This is a genomic window from Pseudomonas sp. PH1b (assembly GCF_000633395.1).
Lineage (GTDB): Bacteria > Pseudomonadota > Gammaproteobacteria > Pseudomonadales > Pseudomonadaceae > Aquipseudomonas.
This window is the reverse complement of record NZ_AYMU01000016.1, coordinates 1-16,017: the sequence shown is the minus strand read 5'-3', so window position 1 is coordinate 16,017 and position 16,017 is coordinate 1. Positions and strand designations below refer to the sequence as shown.

The following is a 16,017-nucleotide window of genomic DNA, read 5'->3' as shown; positions in this document are numbered from 1 at the left end:
TCCCCTCCCCGGCGCCGCCAGCCAGCCGATGCAGTGAGCTCGCCCCATGTTCAGGAGCTGGCGAGAGGGTTATTCTCTCGCCACTTGCGCCAGGTTCCGCGGCGCTTCACCACCAGGGATGGACACGGCGAATGAGATTCGCGATCGGCCTGTTTTTATGCGCGGCACTCGGCGGCGCACTCACTACCCACGCCGCAGAAACCGTCAACGACATCACCCAGCTCAACCCCATCGTGGTCGACCGGGTGGCACACCCCAAAACCCTGGAAGAGATCGTCGAGCTCGTCGCCACCCACCCCGGCCCCATCGCCATCGGCGGTGGCCGCTACAGCATGGGCGGCCAGACCGCCACCGAGCACGCCCTGCAGATCGACATGCGCAGCTTCAAGCAGATCCTCGGGTTTTCCCGGGAGCGCAAGGAAATCACGCTCCAGCCCGGCATTACCTGGCGCGCCCTGCAAGACTTCATCGACCCTTACGACCTGTCCGTGAGCATTATGCAGAGCTACGCCAACTTCACCGTCGGCGGCGCCCTGAGCGTCAACGCCCACGGCCGTTACATTGGCTACGGCCCGCTGGTGAGTTCGGTGAAATCCATCAAGCTGGTGCTGGCCGACGGCCAAGTGGTGGAGGCCAGCCCGCAGCTCAACGCCGAATTGTTCTACGGCGCCATCGGCGGCTACGGCGGCCTGGGGGTGATAGTCGAAGCCACCCTGCACCTGAGCGACAACGTGCGCTTGCTGCGCACCTTCGAAGAAATGCCCCTGGCTGACTACCGCGACTACTTCGCCGCGCAGATCGAGCACAACCCGCAGGTCATCCTGCACAACGCCGTGCTCTACCCCGACCAGTACCAGACCCTGCGCGCGGTTTCCTACCGCCGCACCGAACTGCCGCTCACGGTCCAGGAGCGCCTCACGCCCCTGAACCAGAACTACTGGAAAGAACACAAAGCCATGAAAGTGGTGAGCCAGTGGCCCGGCGGCAAGACCCTGCGCCAGGAGGTGATCGACCCTCTGGTGCTGAAGAAGCCGCAAGTGTCCTGGCGCAACCACGAAGCCAGCCTCGACGTACGCGAACTGGAACCCGACTCCAGGGCCAAGCGCACCTACGTGCTGCAGGAATACTTCGTGCCCCCCGACCAGTTGGAAAGCTTCATCCAGGAGATGGGCACGACCCTGCGGGCGCACAAGGTCAACGTGATCAACCTGTCGATCCGCCACGCCAAGGCCGACCCCGGCACGCTGCTGGCCTGGGCCAAGACCGAGGTCTTCGCCCTGGTGCTGTACTACCAGCAGAGCACCACGCAAGCCGCGCGCAATGAAGTCGGGCAGTGGACCCGCGCCCTGGTGGACAGCGCCATCAAGCACGGTGGCAGCTATTACCTGCCCTACCAGATCCACGCCACGCCGCAGCAGTTTCGTGCCGCCTATCCACGGGCCGGGGAGTTTCTCGCGTTGAAGGCCCGGGTCGATCCGCAGAACAAGTTCCGCAATAAGTTGTGGGATGCGTATGGGGTTGCTGCCGGGGAGAACGGGACGCAGCCATGAGGCGCCTCCCTTCGAGCATGAGCCAGCGCCAGGAGAATCGTTGCTGCCGGGGGCGGCCGGCGAACGCTGTGCCTGGCCGGGGCGGCATACCCTGGGGCCTGGCTTATCGGGCCAGTTGCTGATCCGCCGCGAGCACTTTGCGCTGTTGCAGGTAGATAACCCGGTCTCCGTCGAAGGCAATGACTTCGTTGGCACTCAAGGCCACGCCGTTATCCCCCTCATATTTGAGCCAGCCTTCACTCCACAGGTCGCCGCTTTCATAACGAACCTGAACGAAGTAGTAAGGCGGCTCGGAACGGGTTATTTCGATAAAGTGCCCACCGTCCGCAGCGCCTTGCCAGTGAGCGGCAGGATGCTCGGGCAACACAGGTACCACAGGATTGGAATAGTCCATGAAGACAACCACCAGTGAAAGTGCCAGTAACGCCAGGACACCCACCGACATGAGAAAACGCTTGAACCAGATCATTCCAGGATCTCCACTGCATTCCATGGCCCGCGACCAGGGTGGTGGGGCCAGCGCGCATTCTGTTGAAGGCCCTGGTGCTACGCAATAAAAACCGCTGCACACGTGCCAGGCAATGGCCTGCCCTTGCGCCTTGTCCGGGGCTGCTGCGGGGACCTGGCGTCAATGGCAAAATGGCCGCTCCTGTTCCCCCTGCACATCGGAAAATCCTGGCATGCGTATCACCCTGACCGAGCTGCACCTCGACCCGCCACACCCTCTGCAGGTCAGTTTCAGCAGCGCCTGCGGCGACGGCCGGGGCCAGTGGCTGGGCCCCCTGCCCCAGGTTGCACTGGACTATGAAGTGGAGCTGAGCCTGGAGGACGAATTCCACTGGAATGCCAACATCAGCGCGGCGGCCCAGGGTCCGGCACGCCTGCACTGGCAGCGAGGTGCGTTGCAGGTCAGCGGACAGCTGCTGCAGGTCGAAGCGGATGGGACGGCGGCCCTGGCCGTCGATCGCTCGATCATCCTGCTGTCGTTGCAGGGCGGCCCGGCGTGTACGCCACAGTGCGTCAAGCTGCGGGCGTGTCAGGTCAGCCTGCGGCCAATCGATCTCTGAGCGCTCAGGTCGAGCGGCAGCCGATCCACTGCAAACAACCACGAAGGACTTCAGTACAAGGAGTAAAACGCCGTTGGCAAGGCGTGACGGTCGCGCAATGCAACCCAGGGAGGGTGTTCGCCCAGTGCTCTGGCCTTGGCAATCCTTGCACCGGTAAAGAGCCCTTGCACCGGGCGAACGGTTGGCATTCTAGTGCAACTGAATGGGAAAGTCCGAGGACAGAATCTGAATAAAACTGAACAGCGCCACTATCCGCAAAATCCATGGCCTGGAAACGATTCTGCCCTGCCCCGTCAGCCCTCGTGAGCCGTGGTGACCTGCAGAATATCGGTGTAGGTCACCAGCACGCTCTGGCCCACCTTGAGGTCCTTGAGACGCTCCTGGACCTCAGGCTTCTCCACGCTCACCACCTTCTTGTTGCCCGCCGGGCCTTCGAAGGTCAGCTGGTTTTTCTTCAAGTCGATGGCGCTGATCTTCAGCTGCAATTGCACCTGGCGGTACGCCGCGCCACCGGGGTTGGGATTGTCTGCGGTGGCACGCACCACGCCGCTGGTTTCACTGGCGTCGGGCTTGCCCTTGAGCACATCGGTGTCCAGCATCGCGACCACCGAGTGGGTGACGGTGACCTTGACCTGGTCGCCGCTCTTGAGGTTGGCCAGGTCCTTGGCCTGGTCACTGAGTTGCACATGCACCGGCTTGCCCCCGGCACCTTCGAGCACCACCTGGTGCTTGGCGGCATCCACCGAAATGACCTTGGTCACCAGTTGGTCGGCTTCAATGCTTCCCGACAGCGGGATATCCGCCGCCTGGGCGCTGAGGCTGGCGGCGCCGAGCACAGTGGCCAGGGCAATGGCGCGGGTCAGGGTATTGAGGGTTTTCATGGTTCTACCTTCCTTAGTGGTGAAAAAACCTGTCCGACGGTTCAGGTCAAGGGACTGAGCATAGACCGCCCCTGCGCCTGCACCCGACCGCTGCGCCCACCGGTCGCAGTGCTTCAGTAACCGGTCATTTCCAGATAACCGCTGCCGGTATGGCTGCCGCCCAGTGTCACCGGCCCTTCCCAGTAGGGAATGCTCAGGTTCATCCAGGCCTGGGGGTTCAGGGCGCGGGTGGTGATGTCCAGGCCCTTGTCCGGGATCTTCAGGCCCCAGCGCGTGGGGATCCGTCGCCCGGCCACCTCGCTGTACGCCAGGGGGGTCAACTGGATCTGCTCGCGGTTCAGGCTCCGGGCCTGGCCCTGGGCATCGATCCAGGTGCCGGTGATGTAGGGCCCCTGCGTGCTGTCGCGGACCCGGAACAGCATCAGCCGCTCGCCACTGTCCAGGTGCAGGGAAAACCAGTCCCAGCCGGTCTGGCCGGCGGCCAGGGGCTGGCTGCTCCACTCGCGGTCGAGCCAGGCCGGCCCGCTGACCTGATAGTCCTGGCCATCGATCTGCAACTGCCCTGAAGCCTGGAAGAATGGCTGGCTGTAGTAATAGGACGCCTGGCCCTGGTCGGACTTGCGGCTGTAGCCACCCTCGCCCTGGAGCACCAGGGGCCGGCTGCTGGTGAGTTGCAGCTGATAGGCGAAGCCCTTGCCACTGGCCTGCACCTGCATTCGCGCCAGGGGATCCTGGCCCGGCGCCAGGCTGCGCAGTTGCCAGTCATCGATCCACGCCTGGAACGGCTGGGCAATCACCCCGGCCTGCCCGACACCGCCCCGGGCATGGCGCTCGGCCGCGTAGTGGCGGGTAGCGGAGGTCGCCGCCGCATGCCCCAGCCAGACCAGGGGCGCACTCCAGCCCGGTTGCTCGGGAGCGGCGCGCAGAGCGCTGCGAAACAGCGTCCACTGCACGCCGAAATGCCGGCCCTGGGCGTCGCTCAAGTCGGCGGTGAGGTACCACCACTCGATGCGAAACCCATCATGGGCGCCATGGTCGGCAGGAAAGCTGAACGCCCGCCCCGGCACCACCGGGCTGAAGGTCGCGGCCTGGTTGCCCAGCCCGGCGAACCCCTGGGGCGCCTCGCCAGGCTGGTCGCAGCCACTGAGCAGCAGCGCCGCCAGGGCCAGGCAGCAGCGGTACAGGCGCTCAATCTTCATGGGCAAAGGTCCTCAGCAGATCCGCCGGCTGCGCCCGCTGCAGCTGCCACAGCGGCCAGGCCGACGCCAGCAGGGTCGCCAGCAATGCCAGCCCCAGCAGCTGCAGCAGTTGCCCCGGGAACACCCGCAGCGGCAGGCGCCAGCCAAAGGCCTGGACGTTGATCACGCTGTCCAGGCACCAGGCCAGGAGAATGCCCAGGGGCAGCGCCAGGACCAGGGTCAGCGAGGCCAGCAGCCAGGTCTGCCCGAGGTTCAGCAGCATCAACTGGCGCCGCCCCACGCCCAGGGCCCAGAGCGGCGCCAACTGGCCCAGGCGGCTCTGGCTCTGGGTCAGCAGGCTGATGAACAGCGCCACCCCGGACACGCCCAGGGTCAGGCTGTTGAGGGCCGCAGTGGCGGCGAAGGTGCGTTCGAAGACCTGCAGCGACCAGCCCTTGAGCCGGGCCTGATCGATGATCCGGCTGTCGTCCAGCTGGAAATGCTGCTGCAGCGTGCTGAGCAGCGGCGCCATGGCTCCCGGCTCCAGGCGCAGGTTGAACCGGTTGGGGGTCAGCTGCGGCCAATGCTCCAGCAGGTGCCGGGCATTCACCAGCAAGTGGCCCTTGGGGTTGCCGTAGTCGGCGTAGATCGCCACCACCTGGGGCGTCCATTGCCCCGTCGGCACCGGCAGGCTGAGCCGGTCCCCCGGGTGGACCTTGAGGCGCCGGGCCAGTTGCTCGCTGAGCATCAGCGTGTCCGCCGCCGCCAATTGCTGCCAGGGATCATCGCCGAGGCTTTCCAGCAACGGCCAATGCTGAAGGTAGAACGGATGGTCGATCACCCCGTACAGGTCTGCCGGCCAACCCTGCACCTGCATCGGCACCTGCCAGCTGGGCAGCACCGCCGTCACCTGGGGCTGGCGCGGCAGCCAGTCCAGCAACTGCCGGGCCTGCTCCGGGCTTTGCGGATTGACGTAGAGCTCGGCGGACAGGCGCTGCTCCAGCCAGTCGTTGAAGGTCTGGCGAAAGCCTGCGGTCATGCTGCCGGCGCCGATGTTCGCCGCCAGGGCCAGAAGCAACGCCATCAGCGCCAGGCTCAGGGCCGGCAACTGCTGCCGGCAGTCCGCCAAGAACCACTGCCCCAGCACCCCACGGCTGCGCCCCAGCAACGCCCCCAGCAGCGCATTGAGCAGCACCGGCAAGCCCAGGGCCGCGCCCAGCAGCAAGGCCGCCATCAGCACAAAACCGCTGGCCAGGCTATCTCCCCATTGCCAGGCCGCCAGGGCCACCAGCAAGGCCAGCGTCGCTACCCAGCCCTGGCGCCGAAGCCAGCGAGCGTGGGCCTGGTGCCAGGCCTGGGGATTGGCCAGGGCCAGAAGCGGCAGACGCGCCGCGCGCAACAGGCTGGACGCTCCGGCCAGCAGCGCGCCCAACAGGCTGAGGCCGATTCCGCCGAGCCACCAGCCGGGGCTCAGGTGCAACTGCCCGGCCACTTGCGCGCCGTACAACCCGTGCAGGCTGGCGGCCACATCCGGCAGCAGCACCCCGGCCAGCAGGTAGCCGCTGGTCACCCCCGCCACCCCGCCCAGCAGCGCCAGCCCACCCAGTTCCAGGGTCAGGCAGGCCAGCAGCATGCGCGCGCTGACGCCACAGGCGCGCAAGGTGCGCAGCAGCCCGCGACGCTGCTCCAGGGCCAGGCCGATGGCGGCATGGACAATGAACAGGCCCACCACGAAGGACAGGAAACCCAAGGCATCCAGATTCAAATGAAAGCTCTCGGTCAGGCGCGCCAGGTTGTTCTGCGACTCGCCCGGCTGCAGCACCAGTTGCCCGTTCAGTTGCTCGGGCAAGGCTGGCGCGTCGGCAGCCACGTCCCTGGGCAGCAACAGGCGTGTCACCTGCCCGGGCAGGCCGAGCACCTGCTGGGCAAAGCCGATGTCCATCAACAGCAGCCCCGGGGCCATGTCCGCCCGCACCTGCAAGGGCGGCAGGCGCTGGCCGTTGCTTGCCTCAAGCTGTTGCCCTGCTCGCCAGCCCAGGCTGGCCAGGGTCTGCGGCGCCACCCAGGTCATCCCCGGCGGGCTGAAGAACTCGATGACCTGCTGCAACCCCAGGGCCTCTCCGGCCACCGCGGAACCTGTGGGCAGCGACAGCGGCTCGATGCCCATCAGTTGCAGGCGCTGATCTTCATGTTCCTTGAGCTGGACCCGGCCCTGGAGCACCGGCGACACCGGCCAGCCGGCGCGGCGCAAGGTCACGAACAGTGCCTGGGAAAAATTCGCCCCGTCGGCACGGGCCAGGCTGGCCTGGGGCTCGCCACCGATCAACTGGCTGGCCCGGGCATAGCTGTCGCGAGCCTGGCTGTTGAGGGCCAGGACCCCGGTCAGCAGGCTGGTGGCCAGCCACAGTCCGGTCAGCACACTGAAGAACTGCACCGGGTGCTGGCGCCAGTGGCTCAGCAGCGCCTGCAGCGTGGTGCCCATGACCGCCATCAAGCCGCACCCGATCCGGCCAGGCGGCCTCGTTGCAGCACCACCACCTGTTGCAAGCGGCTGGCCACGCGCTGGCTGTGGGTGACCATCAGCAGGCTGGTGGGGCTGTCCGCCAGCAACTCCAGCAACAGCTGCAAGACCTCGTCACTGGTGGTTTCGTCGAGGCTGCCGGTGGGCTCGTCCGCCAGCAACAGCCCGGGCCTGGACGCCAGGGCCCGGCCCAGGGCAACCCGCTGCTGCTGGCCGCCGGAGAGCTGCTCGGGGTAGCGCCGCAGCAGCTCACCGAGCCCCAGGCGCTCCACCAGTTGCGCCTGCCAGACAGGATCGAAACGCCCTGCCAGCCGCGCCTGGAAGGCCAGGTTGTCTGCGACCCGCAGGCTGCCGATCAGGTTGAACTGCTGGAACACCAGGCCCACCTCGGTACGGCGCCAGTTGGCCAACTGCTGTTCGCTCATCTGCTCCAGCTGCTGCTGGCCGATGCGGATACTGCCGCGGTCAACCTTGTCCAGGCCGGCCACCAGGTGCAGCAAGGTGCTCTTGCCACTGCCCGATTCGCCCATCAGCGCCAGGCTGCTGCCCTGCCCCAGCTGCAGGTCGACCCCCTGCAGCACCGCCAGCGGCCCCTGGGGCGTGGCGTAGCTCTTGAACACTCCTTGTACGTGCAGCATGGGCAGGCTCGTCCGACTGAAGAAGGCCCCAAGAATAACCCGTGTCGTGCCCTGGCCGGGGCAAACCTTCAAGGCCCCGGGCAGGCGATGCACCAGGGGCCGGCCAACCGTGGCGTGCCCCTATCGGCCCGGCGCCACGAAATATAGTATTGCGCCCCTTTTCCCCCCATTGCAGGAAGCACCGATGAACTACACCCAGGCCCAGTTGAGATACCGCCTCGCCATCGCCGCAGGCGCATTGCTGTTCAGCGGGGCGCTGATCTCGACCTGTATCTCGACCCTGAAAATGCTCTATTGGCGCCTGGACAGCTACACCACCATGGCCTCGGTGATCAACCAGCCGATCAAGTATTTCGTGTACCAGGTCAACGCCTACACCCAGCCGCTGAACTGGTTCTGGGACAACAGCCCGCTCCCCAGCTTCATCGACCTGAGCTACCCGTCCCACTGGAAATTTTTGGTGATCTACCTGCTGATCTTCGTTGGCGCGGCGCTGTATGGCTGGGGCCGGAGCCTGATGCGCAAGGTCGAGGAAGTCGAGCCGCTGATCCAGGCCCGGCTCAATACCCCGGCCGAGGAAGGCGTAGCGGCCATGACCCTGCAGCAACTGGAAGACACGACCCCGGTGGAGCCCGGCGTCAGCTTCCTGTCCCAGACCCACTGGCTCTGTGTGCGGCCGCTGTTCTTCGCCGCGCTGTACCTCGGCCTACTGTGGATGCTGGGCATCCTCTGATCCCGCTGGCGGCGGATCGATCAGCGCGTCGGCCACCGGGTACTTGACCACCACCCGGTTGCGATACAGGCATTCGCGGCGCAGCAGCTCGGGGTTCTGGCCCTTGGTGCTGATGTCGCGCCAGATCTGGTTCTCGCGGTACACCCGGGCGCCCTCGCGAACAAAGCGATGAGCCCGCTGATAGACGTGATAGCGATGCTCGCTGGGTCGCTCGCAGAGCAGCTCGCCCTCCAGCTGTTGCGCGCCGACCTGCAGCTTGAGCTGCAAGGTCTGGGGCCCGGGGTTGTACAACACCAGATCGATGTAGTTGTAGAAGATCGCCGCCCCGGACCCGAAGGGCAGCACCCGACCCTGGTCGGGGAACGGGTCAAAACTGTGATTGGCCCGCTCCACCACCTGCAGCGGCGAGTGGATCGCCATCCAGTGGATCAGGTTGCTCAGTTGGCAGATGCCACCGCCGATGCCACTGCGGGCCTCGCCGAAGGACAGCTCCATGCCCTCGACAAAACCCCGCTCGCGGCTGGGCCGGCCCACCAGTTTGCAGAAGGAAAAATACTCCCCGGGCGCAATGCGTACGCCATCGATGCAGGCCACCGCGAGCTTCAGGTTGATCACCTTGTTGTGCTGCAACGCCAGGTCGGAATCCCCCAGGGTGCGGATCAGTTTCGAGGTGTGCTTGATGAAGCGATGGGGCAAGCGCGGGCTGCCGGCTTCGGGCCGGGCATAGCGGCGCCCGGAGAAACGCCAGGCCAGGTGGCGCGCCAGGCGCCTTTGGCGAACCCGCAGCCAGTACAGCGCAGGGTGATACGACGACAGGGGTTTCATCGATTCATTCACGGCGTGCCGTGGGTCCTTGAAGGAAAAAACAGCGGCATCTTAGCCGCTGCCTGGCACCTTCACTAGCCGCCGCCCCCTAGCCCAGCAACTGGCTCAGCACGGCCCGCAGCTTGCCCGGCTTCAGCGGTTTGTTGAGCAGCGGCGCCCCCAGCTGCTGCAAGGCCCGGCGGCACTGGTCGCTGCGGTCGGCAGTGATGATCACTGCCGGCAATGGCTGCCGGAAATGTTCGCGCAACTGTGCAACCACCTCGCAGCCGGTCACCCCGTGGTCCAGGTGAAAGTCCGCGAGGATCAGCTCCGGTGCCCGCCCCTGCAAGACCTCCAGGGCCGCGGCCTGATCGGTGGCAGTGACCACCTCGCAGCCCCACTGGCCCAGCAGCGCGGCCATGCTTTCGAGAATGCTCAACTCATTGTCCAGCACCAGCAGGCGCCGCCCCGGCAGCGGGTTGCCGGTACCCGGCTGCGGCGCCTGCTGGGCCAGGGGCAAGGGCACCCGGGCGGCCAGAGGCACGTCGATGCTGAACCGCGAACCGCACCCGGGGCGCGAATCCACCTGCACCCGGTAGCCGAGGATTTTCGCAATCCGCTCGACGATCGCCAGCCCCAGGCCCACGCCCTTGCGATCGGCGGCGCGTCCCACATCCAGCTGGTTGAATTCAAGGAAGATCGACTGCAAACGGTCGGCGGCGATGCCACGTCCGGTGTCCCACACCTCCAGGCGCAGGCAGTCGCCCCGGCGCCGGGCCGCCAGCAGGATGCTGCCGTGCTCGGTGTAGCGGCAGGCATTGCTGAGGAAGTTGCGCAGGATCCGGGTCATCAGCCGCAGGTCGGTGAACAGGGCAAAATCACCAAAGCGCACCCGCAACCCCAGCCCCGCCGCCTCGGCCACCGACTGGAACTCCGAAATCAGCGGCGCGAGCATTTCATCCAGGCGGTAGGTGGCCAGGTCCGGCTTCACCGCCGCCTGGTCCAGCTTGGAAATATCCAGCAGGTCGGTGAGCAAGTCCTCGGCGCCTTCCAGGGCCTGGTGGGTACGCTCCACCAGCAACTGCTCGGGGGCCGGCAGGTGGCGCTCGCGCAGGGTGGAAATCAGCAGCCGCGCAGCATTCAAGGGTTGCAGCAGGTCGTGGCTGGCGGCGGCCAGGTACTTGTCCTTGCTGCGGTTGGCGGCCTCGGCGGCGTCCCTGGCCTCGCGCAGGTCGCGCTCGATGCGCTCGCGGCGGGCAATCTGCTGCTGCAGGTTGCGGTTGGCGTCCAGCAGCTCATCGGTGCGCGCCGCCACCCGTTGCTCCAACTGATCGTTGAGCTGTTCCAGGTGCTGCTGGGCCAGCTTGCGCTCGGTGATGTCGGCGACAAAGCCTTCCACCAGGCCGTCCTGATCCGGCTTGAGCAGCAGGTTCATCAGCACATCGAGGCTGCTGCCGTCCTTGCGCCGCAGCTGGGTCTCATAACCCAGGAGGCTACGTTGGTTGTGCAACTGCTCAGCGATCGCCGTCAGCTCCTCGACGCCACCGACAAACAGATTGCCCGCCAAGTCCGCCAGGGAGAACAGCACCTCCTGGGGGTCCTGGTAACCCAGCATTCGCGCCAGGGCCGGGTTGGCCGCGCGCATGCCGGCTTGCAGGCTGGCCTGGAAGATCCCGTGCACCGCATGCTCGAACAGCCACTTGTAGCGGTTGCGTTCGGTTTCCAGGTCGTCCAGGCGCGCCGCCAGCTCCGGGTAGTGGCTCTTGCGCGCCGAGTGGTTGCCCAGCCCCAGCAGCCCGGCCAGGGCCCGTTGCTGCTCCTCAGAGGGCCTCGCCATAGACCACCTCGACATCGCGCTGGCTGGATTCGCGAGGGTTGGTGAGGATGCACGGGTCACCCATCGCGTGCTGCGAGAGGAACGGGATATCGCTGCTGCTGACCCCGTGCAGGCCCAGGGTTTCGTGAAAGCCGATGGCGTGCTTGAGGGCAATCAGGTGCTCCACCAGGCGCCCGCAGATCTGCCGCTGGTTGAGGCCGCGGCAATCGATGCCGAAGGTCTCGGCGATCACCTTGAAACGCTCCGGCGCCGAGTTGTAGTTGAAGGCCACCACATGCTCCACCAGCACCGCGTTGCACAGCCCGTGGGGCAGGTCGAGAAAGCCCCCCAGGCTGTGGGACATGGCGTGCACCGCACCGAGGATGGCATTGGAGAACGCCAGCCCGGCCTGCATGCTGCCGAGCATGATCTTCTCGCGCAGGGCGATGTCCGCAGGGTTGGCGATCATCTGCACCAGGTTGCCGTTGATCAGGCGCATGGCCTCCAGGGCGTGGGGATCGGTGAGCGGCCCGTGGCCGGTGGAAACGAAGGCCTCGATGGCGTGTACCAGGGCGTCGATACCGGTGCAGGCGGAGAGGAAGGGGTCCATGCCCAGGGTGGTTTCCGGGTCGATCAGCGACACATCCGGGACCACCGCCTTGCTGACGATGGAGAACTTCATCTGTTCCTGCTGGTTGGAGATGATCACGAACTGCGAGACATCCGCCGAGGTGCCGGCGGTGGTAGGGATCATGATCAGCGGCGGGCTGGGCATACGGATGGTGTCCACCCCCTCGAACTCGAGGATGCTGCGCCCGTGGGCGGCGACGATGCCGATGCCCTTGCCGCAATCCATGGGGCTGCCGCCACCGACCGCGACGATCACATCGCAAGCGTTTTCCCGGTAGATCTGCGCGCCGTGCATCACCTCCTCCACCCGCGGGTTGGGCGACACCGCGCTGTACAGGCAGTACTCCACGCCCTGGGCCAGCAGGCTGGCCTCGACATCGGCGACCCAGCCGGCGGCGATCACCCCGGGGTCGGTGACCACCAGCACCTTGCGCGCCCCGAAGGTCTTCGCATAGTTGCCGACGTTGTGCCGGCAACCGGCGCCAAAGATGATTTCCGGAGAGACGAACTTGCGCAGCAGACTGAGATTCTGGCCCATGGGGGGAAGCCTGTTTTCTTATTGTTCTGGAGAAGAACGCCAGCCTAAAGCATCCCGCGATGAAAGCAATCCGACCATTGGGTGGTGGTATGCGCCCTGCCTGCCTCTGCCCCTGCAGGAGCCGGCTTGCCGGCGAAGGCGGTCTTGCGGGCGCCTTCGCCAGCAAGCTGGCTCCTACGGTGTGCGGTGTACGGGTCAGAGGTGAATGTCCATGCCGTCGTACGCCACTTCGATGCCGCGGCGGGTCAGTTCCGCGCGTTCGGCGGAGTCCTCGTCGAGGATCGGGTTGGTGTTGTTGATGTGGATCAGCACCTTGCGCGCACGGGGGAAACGCTGCAGCACGTCGAGCATGCCGCCAGGGCCGCTCTGGGCCAGGTGGCCCATCTCGCTGCCCAGTTTGTCGCCCACTTCACACAAGCGCATCTCGTCATCGCGCCACAAGGTGCCGTCCACCAGTAGGCAGTCGGCGCGCGCCATCCATTCCAGCAAGGGCCGGTCCACCTGCCCCAGCCCCGGGGCATAGAACAGGCTGGCGCCGCTGCGCCGGTCCTCTATGAACAGGCCGATATTGTCCCCCGGGTGCGGGTTGCCGCGATGGGGCGAATACGGCGGCGCGCTGCTGCGCAGGGCTATGGCCCGCAGGGCGATATCCGGGCAGGCCGGCAGGCTGAACTCGCGGCCATCGAGGTGGATGGGCTGCCACTGCAAGCCGCCGCTCCAGTGACTGAGCATGTTGAACAGGGGGAAGCCGCTGCTCAGGTCCTGGTGGACCATCTCGGTGCACCAGACCTGATGCGGGCAACCTTCGCGCAGGCTGAGCAGGCCGGTGCAATGGTCGATCTGGCTGTCCAGCAGGATCACCCCAGCCAGGGCCGTGTCCCGCAGTTGTCGGCCCGGCTGCAGCACCGGGAAGGATTCCAGTTGCTGGCGGATGTCCGGGGAGGCGTTGCACAGGATCCACTCGCTGCCGTGGTCGCTCAGGGCGATGGACGACTGGCTGCGGCGCCGCGCCCGCAGGGTGCCGTTGCGCACGCCGGCGCAGTTGCGGCAGTTGCAGTTCCACTGGGGAAAACCGCCCCCCGCCGCGGAACCGAGAATGCGAATGTGCATGGCGTGCTCCTGAAGGGCAAAAGGCTCCGGCCGACACCAGCACCGGCCGAAGCGGGACGGCTCAGCGGTTGGCGAAGTACATGGTCACTTCAAAGCCGATACGCAGGTCGGTGTACGCGGGTTTATGCCACATGGGGTCAAGCCTCTTGTTGTGCCGGGGGATTCCGGTAGAGGCATTAATGCACGGGGAGCGCAGGGGCCGAATGCTACTTTGGGACGAACCGGCGGGGTGCGTTGGTAGGGGGAGATTGGTGGTGGGTGGCTTGCCCCTGTAGGAGCCGGCTTGCCGGCGAAAGCGATCTTGCGGCCCCCTTCGCCAGCAAGCTGGCTCCTACACGGATGGCGGTGGTGGGGGCTTGCCCCTGTAGGAGCCGGCTTGCCGGCGAAGGCGATCTTGCGGCCCCCTTCGCCAGCAAGCTGGCTCCTACACGGATGGCGGTGGTGGGGCGTGCCCCGGTAGGAGCCGGCTTGCCGGCGAAGGCGATCTTGCGGCCCTCTTCGCCAGCAAGCTGGCTCCTACATGGCTGGCGGTGGTGGGGCTTGCCCCGGTAGGAGCCGGCTTGCCGGCGAAAGCGATCTTGCGGCTCCCTTCGCCAGCAAGCTGGCTCCTACAGGGGGCTGTGTATCGCGTGCTGGGCCCACAACGCACACGGGGAGGTGCCCACCCATGAGCCCTCCCCGTGTCCGTCCTGCACACGCGCGGCGGCACCCAACCACCGCGCCTGTTCCCGCCCCTTAGAAGAAGCCCAGGGGGTTGATGTCGTAGCTCACCAGCAGGTTCTTGGTCTGCTGGTAGTGGTCGAGCATCATCTTGTGGGTCTCGCGGCCCACCCCGGATTTCTTGTAGCCACCGAACGCGGCGTGCGCCGGGTACAAGTGGTAGCAGTTGGTCCACACGCGCCCGGCCTGGATCGCCCGGCCCATGCGGTAGGCGCGGTTGATGTCGCGGGTCCACAACCCGGCGCCCAGGCCGAACTCGCTGTCGTTGGCGATCGCCAGGGCTTCGGCTTCGTCCTTGAAGGTGGTCACGCCCACCACCGGGCCGAAGATTTCTTCCTGGAACACGCGCATCTTGTTGTGGCCCTTGAGCAGCGTCGGCTGGATGTAATAGCCGCTGGCAAGGTCGCCCTCCAGGCGCTCGGCAGCGCCGCCGGTGAGCAGCTCGGCGCCCTCCTCCTGGGCGATCTGCAGGTAGGAGAGGATCTTCTCGTACTGCTGCTGCGATGCCTGGGCGCCGACCATGGTCTCGGTGTCCAGCGGGTTGCCGCGCTTGATCTTGACGATCTTCTTCATCACCTCGGCCATGAACGGCTCGTAGATCGACTCCTGGACCAGGGCCCGGGATGGGCAGGTGCAGACTTCACCCTGGTTGAAGAACGCCAGCACCAGGCCTTCGGCAGCCTTTTCGATGAATTTGGGCTCGGCCTGCATGATGTCTTCGAAGAAGATGTTCGGCGACTTGCCGCCCAGCTCCACGGTGGAGGGAATGATGTTTTCAGCGGCGCATTTCATGATGTGCGAGCCCACCGGGGTCGAGCCGGTGAAGGCGATCTTGGCGATGCGCTTGCTGGTGGCCAGGGCCTCGCCGGCTTCGCGGCCAAAGCCCTGGACGATGTTCAGCACCCCGGCCGGAAGCAGGTCGGCGATCAGTTCGGCGAAGACCATGATCGACAGCGGGGTCTGCTCGGCGGGCTTGAGCACCACGCAGTTGCCGGCAGCCAGGGCCGGGGCCAGCTTCCAGGCGGCCATCAGCAACGGGAAGTTCCACGGGATGATCTGCCCGACCACGCCCAGGGGTTCGTGGAAATGGTAGGCGGTGGTCAGTTCGTTGATTTCCGCGGCGCCGCCTTCCTGGGCACGGATGCAACCGGCGAAGTAGCGGAAGTGGTCGGCGGCCAGGGGCACGTCGGCGTTGAGGGTTTCGCGCACGGCCTTGCCGTTGTCCCAGGTTTCGCTGACCGCGAGGATCTCCAGGTTCTGCTCGATGCGGTCGGCAATCTTCAGCAGCACCAACGAGCGCTCCTGGGCGCTGGTCTTGCCCCAGGCCTCGGCGGCGGCATGGGCGGCGTCCAGGGCCTGGTCGATATCGGCGGCAGTGGAGCGCGGGAATTCGGCGATCACCTCACCGTTGACCGGCGAAGTGTTGCTGAAGTACTGGCCGTCCACCGGCGGCACGAACTGGCCACCGATGAAATTGCCGTAGCGTGGCTTGAAGGACACGACGGCGCCTGGGGTTCCGGGTTGTGCGTAGATCATGCTGGGCCTCTGCTGGTCGATGCCTGTCCACGACAGGCGATGGCTCGATGGTAGAGAGCCCCGCAGCGCCGACGAATGCATCGTTGGCAGGGGGGCCCTCGTCATTTGGTCGTAGGTTGAATGCCTGCGTCCATGCTGCGCCCTGGTGTGTGGGAGCTGGCTGGCCGGTGATGGCGGTCTGGCGGGCCCCTTCGCTGGCAAGCCAGCTCCTACGGCTGGCAATGAGAGGGTGTGAGTTCTGTAGGAGCCGGCTTGCCGGCGATGGCGGTTTGGTGGGCCCCTTCGCTGGCAAGCC

Annotated in this window: 14 protein-coding genes; 3 read left to right on the top strand and 11 right to left on the bottom strand. The window is 66.2% G+C overall.

Translation table 11 applies throughout. The features are described from left to right. The first annotated feature begins 131 nt into the window (after positions 1-131). Complete coding sequence (locus tag U873_RS0123865) at positions 132-1,550, top strand: FAD-binding oxidoreductase (RefSeq protein WP_025130641.1); 1,419 nt, start codon at positions 132-134, stop codon at positions 1,548-1,550. Between the two features lie 103 nt (positions 1,551-1,653). Here U873_RS0123865 and U873_RS0123860 read toward each other — a convergent pair whose 3' ends face one another. Then, positions 1,654-2,019 carry a hypothetical protein gene (locus U873_RS0123860; RefSeq protein ID WP_025130640.1) on the bottom strand — a complete coding sequence of 122 codons (366 nt, stop codon included), beginning with the start codon at positions 2,017-2,019 and terminating at the stop codon, positions 1,654-1,656. Between the two features lie 211 nt (positions 2,020-2,230). Here U873_RS0123860 and U873_RS0123855 point away from each other — a divergent pair, with 211 nt between their 5' ends. Continuing rightward, the gene (locus U873_RS0123855) at positions 2,231-2,617 is read left to right on the top strand and encodes a hypothetical protein (RefSeq protein WP_025130639.1); all 387 of its coding nucleotides are present in this window, start codon (positions 2,231-2,233) and stop codon (positions 2,615-2,617) included. 293 nt (positions 2,618-2,910) lie between these two features. Here the strand turns inward: U873_RS0123855 and U873_RS0123850 are convergent, their stop codons facing one another. From U873_RS0123850 to U873_RS0123835, 4 genes are all read right to left on the bottom strand, one after another. After that, the gene (locus tag U873_RS0123850) at positions 2,911-3,498 is read right to left on the bottom strand and encodes a hypothetical protein (protein WP_025130638.1); all 588 of its coding nucleotides are present in this window, start codon (positions 3,496-3,498) and stop codon (positions 2,911-2,913) included. Positions 3,499-3,611: 113 nt separating this feature from the next. Beyond that, positions 3,612-4,697 (bottom strand): lipocalin-like domain-containing protein, encoded by a 1,086-nt coding sequence (locus U873_RS0123845; protein ID WP_025130637.1) that lies wholly within the window; start codon positions 4,695-4,697, stop codon positions 3,612-3,614. Beyond that, positions 4,687-7,167 (bottom strand): FtsX-like permease family protein, encoded by a 2,481-nt coding sequence (locus U873_RS0123840; protein WP_025130636.1) that lies wholly within the window; start codon positions 7,165-7,167, stop codon positions 4,687-4,689. The genes U873_RS0123845 and U873_RS0123840 overlap by 11 nt, the downstream gene beginning before the upstream one ends. Continuing rightward, positions 7,167-7,835 carry an ABC transporter ATP-binding protein gene (locus tag U873_RS0123835; RefSeq protein WP_025130635.1) on the bottom strand — a complete coding sequence of 223 codons (669 nt, stop codon included), beginning with the start codon at positions 7,833-7,835 and terminating at the stop codon, positions 7,167-7,169. The genes U873_RS0123840 and U873_RS0123835 overlap by 1 nt, the downstream gene beginning before the upstream one ends. Before the next feature lie 184 nt (positions 7,836-8,019). Between U873_RS0123835 and U873_RS0123830 the strand changes: the two genes are divergently transcribed. After that, entirely contained in the window at positions 8,020-8,568 is a 549-nt protein-coding gene (locus U873_RS0123830) for a YniB family protein (RefSeq protein WP_025130634.1), read from the top strand. On the opposite strand, the gene U873_RS0123825 is transcribed toward U873_RS0123830, so the two are convergent. From U873_RS0123825 to U873_RS0123805, 6 genes are all read right to left on the bottom strand, one after another. After that, a complete protein-coding gene (locus tag U873_RS0123825; protein ID WP_025130633.1) occupies positions 8,542-9,393 on the bottom strand; it encodes a VanW family protein in 852 nt (283 codons plus the stop codon). The two genes, U873_RS0123830 and U873_RS0123825, sit on opposite strands and share 27 nt — an antisense overlap. An 88-nt stretch (positions 9,394-9,481) precedes the next feature. Then, complete coding sequence (locus U873_RS0123820; protein ID WP_025130632.1) at positions 9,482-11,209, bottom strand: NahK/ErcS family hybrid sensor histidine kinase/response regulator; 1,728 nt, start codon at positions 11,207-11,209, stop codon at positions 9,482-9,484. After that, positions 11,193-12,356 (bottom strand): alcohol dehydrogenase-like regulatory protein ErcA, encoded by a 1,164-nt coding sequence (gene ercA, locus U873_RS0123815; RefSeq protein ID WP_025130631.1) that lies wholly within the window; start codon positions 12,354-12,356, stop codon positions 11,193-11,195. The genes U873_RS0123820 and ercA overlap by 17 nt, the downstream gene beginning before the upstream one ends. A gap of 195 nt (positions 12,357-12,551) precedes the next feature. Continuing rightward, on the bottom strand, positions 12,552-13,466 hold the full coding sequence (pqqB, locus tag U873_RS0123810) for a pyrroloquinoline quinone biosynthesis protein PqqB (protein ID WP_025130630.1): 915 nt from the start codon (positions 13,464-13,466) through the stop codon (positions 12,552-12,554). A 61-nt stretch (positions 13,467-13,527) separates the two neighbouring features. Beyond that, complete coding sequence (pqqA, locus tag U873_RS35410; RefSeq protein ID WP_011060521.1) at positions 13,528-13,599, bottom strand: pyrroloquinoline quinone precursor peptide PqqA; 72 nt, start codon at positions 13,597-13,599, stop codon at positions 13,528-13,530. Positions 13,600-14,201: 602 nt separating this feature from the next. Beyond that, complete coding sequence (locus tag U873_RS0123805; RefSeq protein ID WP_025130629.1) at positions 14,202-15,722, bottom strand: aldehyde dehydrogenase family protein; 1,521 nt, start codon at positions 15,720-15,722, stop codon at positions 14,202-14,204. Between the last annotated feature and the right edge of the window lie 295 nt (positions 15,723-16,017).

What these genes read in the sequence shown, in the direction of transcription:
- U873_RS0123865 (WP_025130641.1), top strand. Translation starts at nt 132, where the DNA reads ATGAGATTCGCGATCGGCCTGTTTTTATGCGCGGCACTCGGCGGCGCA.
- U873_RS0123860 (WP_025130640.1), bottom strand. Translation starts at nt 2,019, where the DNA reads ATGATCTGGTTCAAGCGTTTTCTCATGTCGGTGGGTGTCCTGGCGTTA.
- U873_RS0123855 (WP_025130639.1), top strand. Translation starts at nt 2,231, where the DNA reads ATGCGTATCACCCTGACCGAGCTGCACCTCGACCCGCCACACCCTCTG.
- U873_RS0123850 (WP_025130638.1), bottom strand. Translation starts at nt 3,498, where the DNA reads ATGAAAACCCTCAATACCCTGACCCGCGCCATTGCCCTGGCCACTGTG.
- U873_RS0123845 (WP_025130637.1), bottom strand. Translation starts at nt 4,697, where the DNA reads ATGAAGATTGAGCGCCTGTACCGCTGCTGCCTGGCCCTGGCGGCGCTG.
- U873_RS0123840 (WP_025130636.1), bottom strand. Translation starts at nt 7,167, where the DNA reads ATGGCGGTCATGGGCACCACGCTGCAGGCGCTGCTGAGCCACTGGCGC.
- U873_RS0123835 (WP_025130635.1), bottom strand. Translation starts at nt 7,835, where the DNA reads ATGCTGCACGTACAAGGAGTGTTCAAGAGCTACGCCACGCCCCAGGGG.
- U873_RS0123830 (WP_025130634.1), top strand. Translation starts at nt 8,020, where the DNA reads ATGAACTACACCCAGGCCCAGTTGAGATACCGCCTCGCCATCGCCGCA.
- U873_RS0123825 (WP_025130633.1), bottom strand. Translation starts at nt 9,393, where the DNA reads ATGAAACCCCTGTCGTCGTATCACCCTGCGCTGTACTGGCTGCGGGTT.
- U873_RS0123820 (WP_025130632.1), bottom strand. Translation starts at nt 11,209, where the DNA reads ATGGCGAGGCCCTCTGAGGAGCAGCAACGGGCCCTGGCCGGGCTGCTG.
- ercA (WP_025130631.1), bottom strand. Translation starts at nt 12,356, where the DNA reads ATGGGCCAGAATCTCAGTCTGCTGCGCAAGTTCGTCTCTCCGGAAATC.
- pqqB (WP_025130630.1), bottom strand. Translation starts at nt 13,466, where the DNA reads ATGCACATTCGCATTCTCGGTTCCGCGGCGGGGGGCGGTTTTCCCCAG.
- U873_RS0123805 (WP_025130629.1), bottom strand. Translation starts at nt 15,722, where the DNA reads ATGATCTACGCACAACCCGGAACCCCAGGCGCCGTCGTGTCCTTCAAG.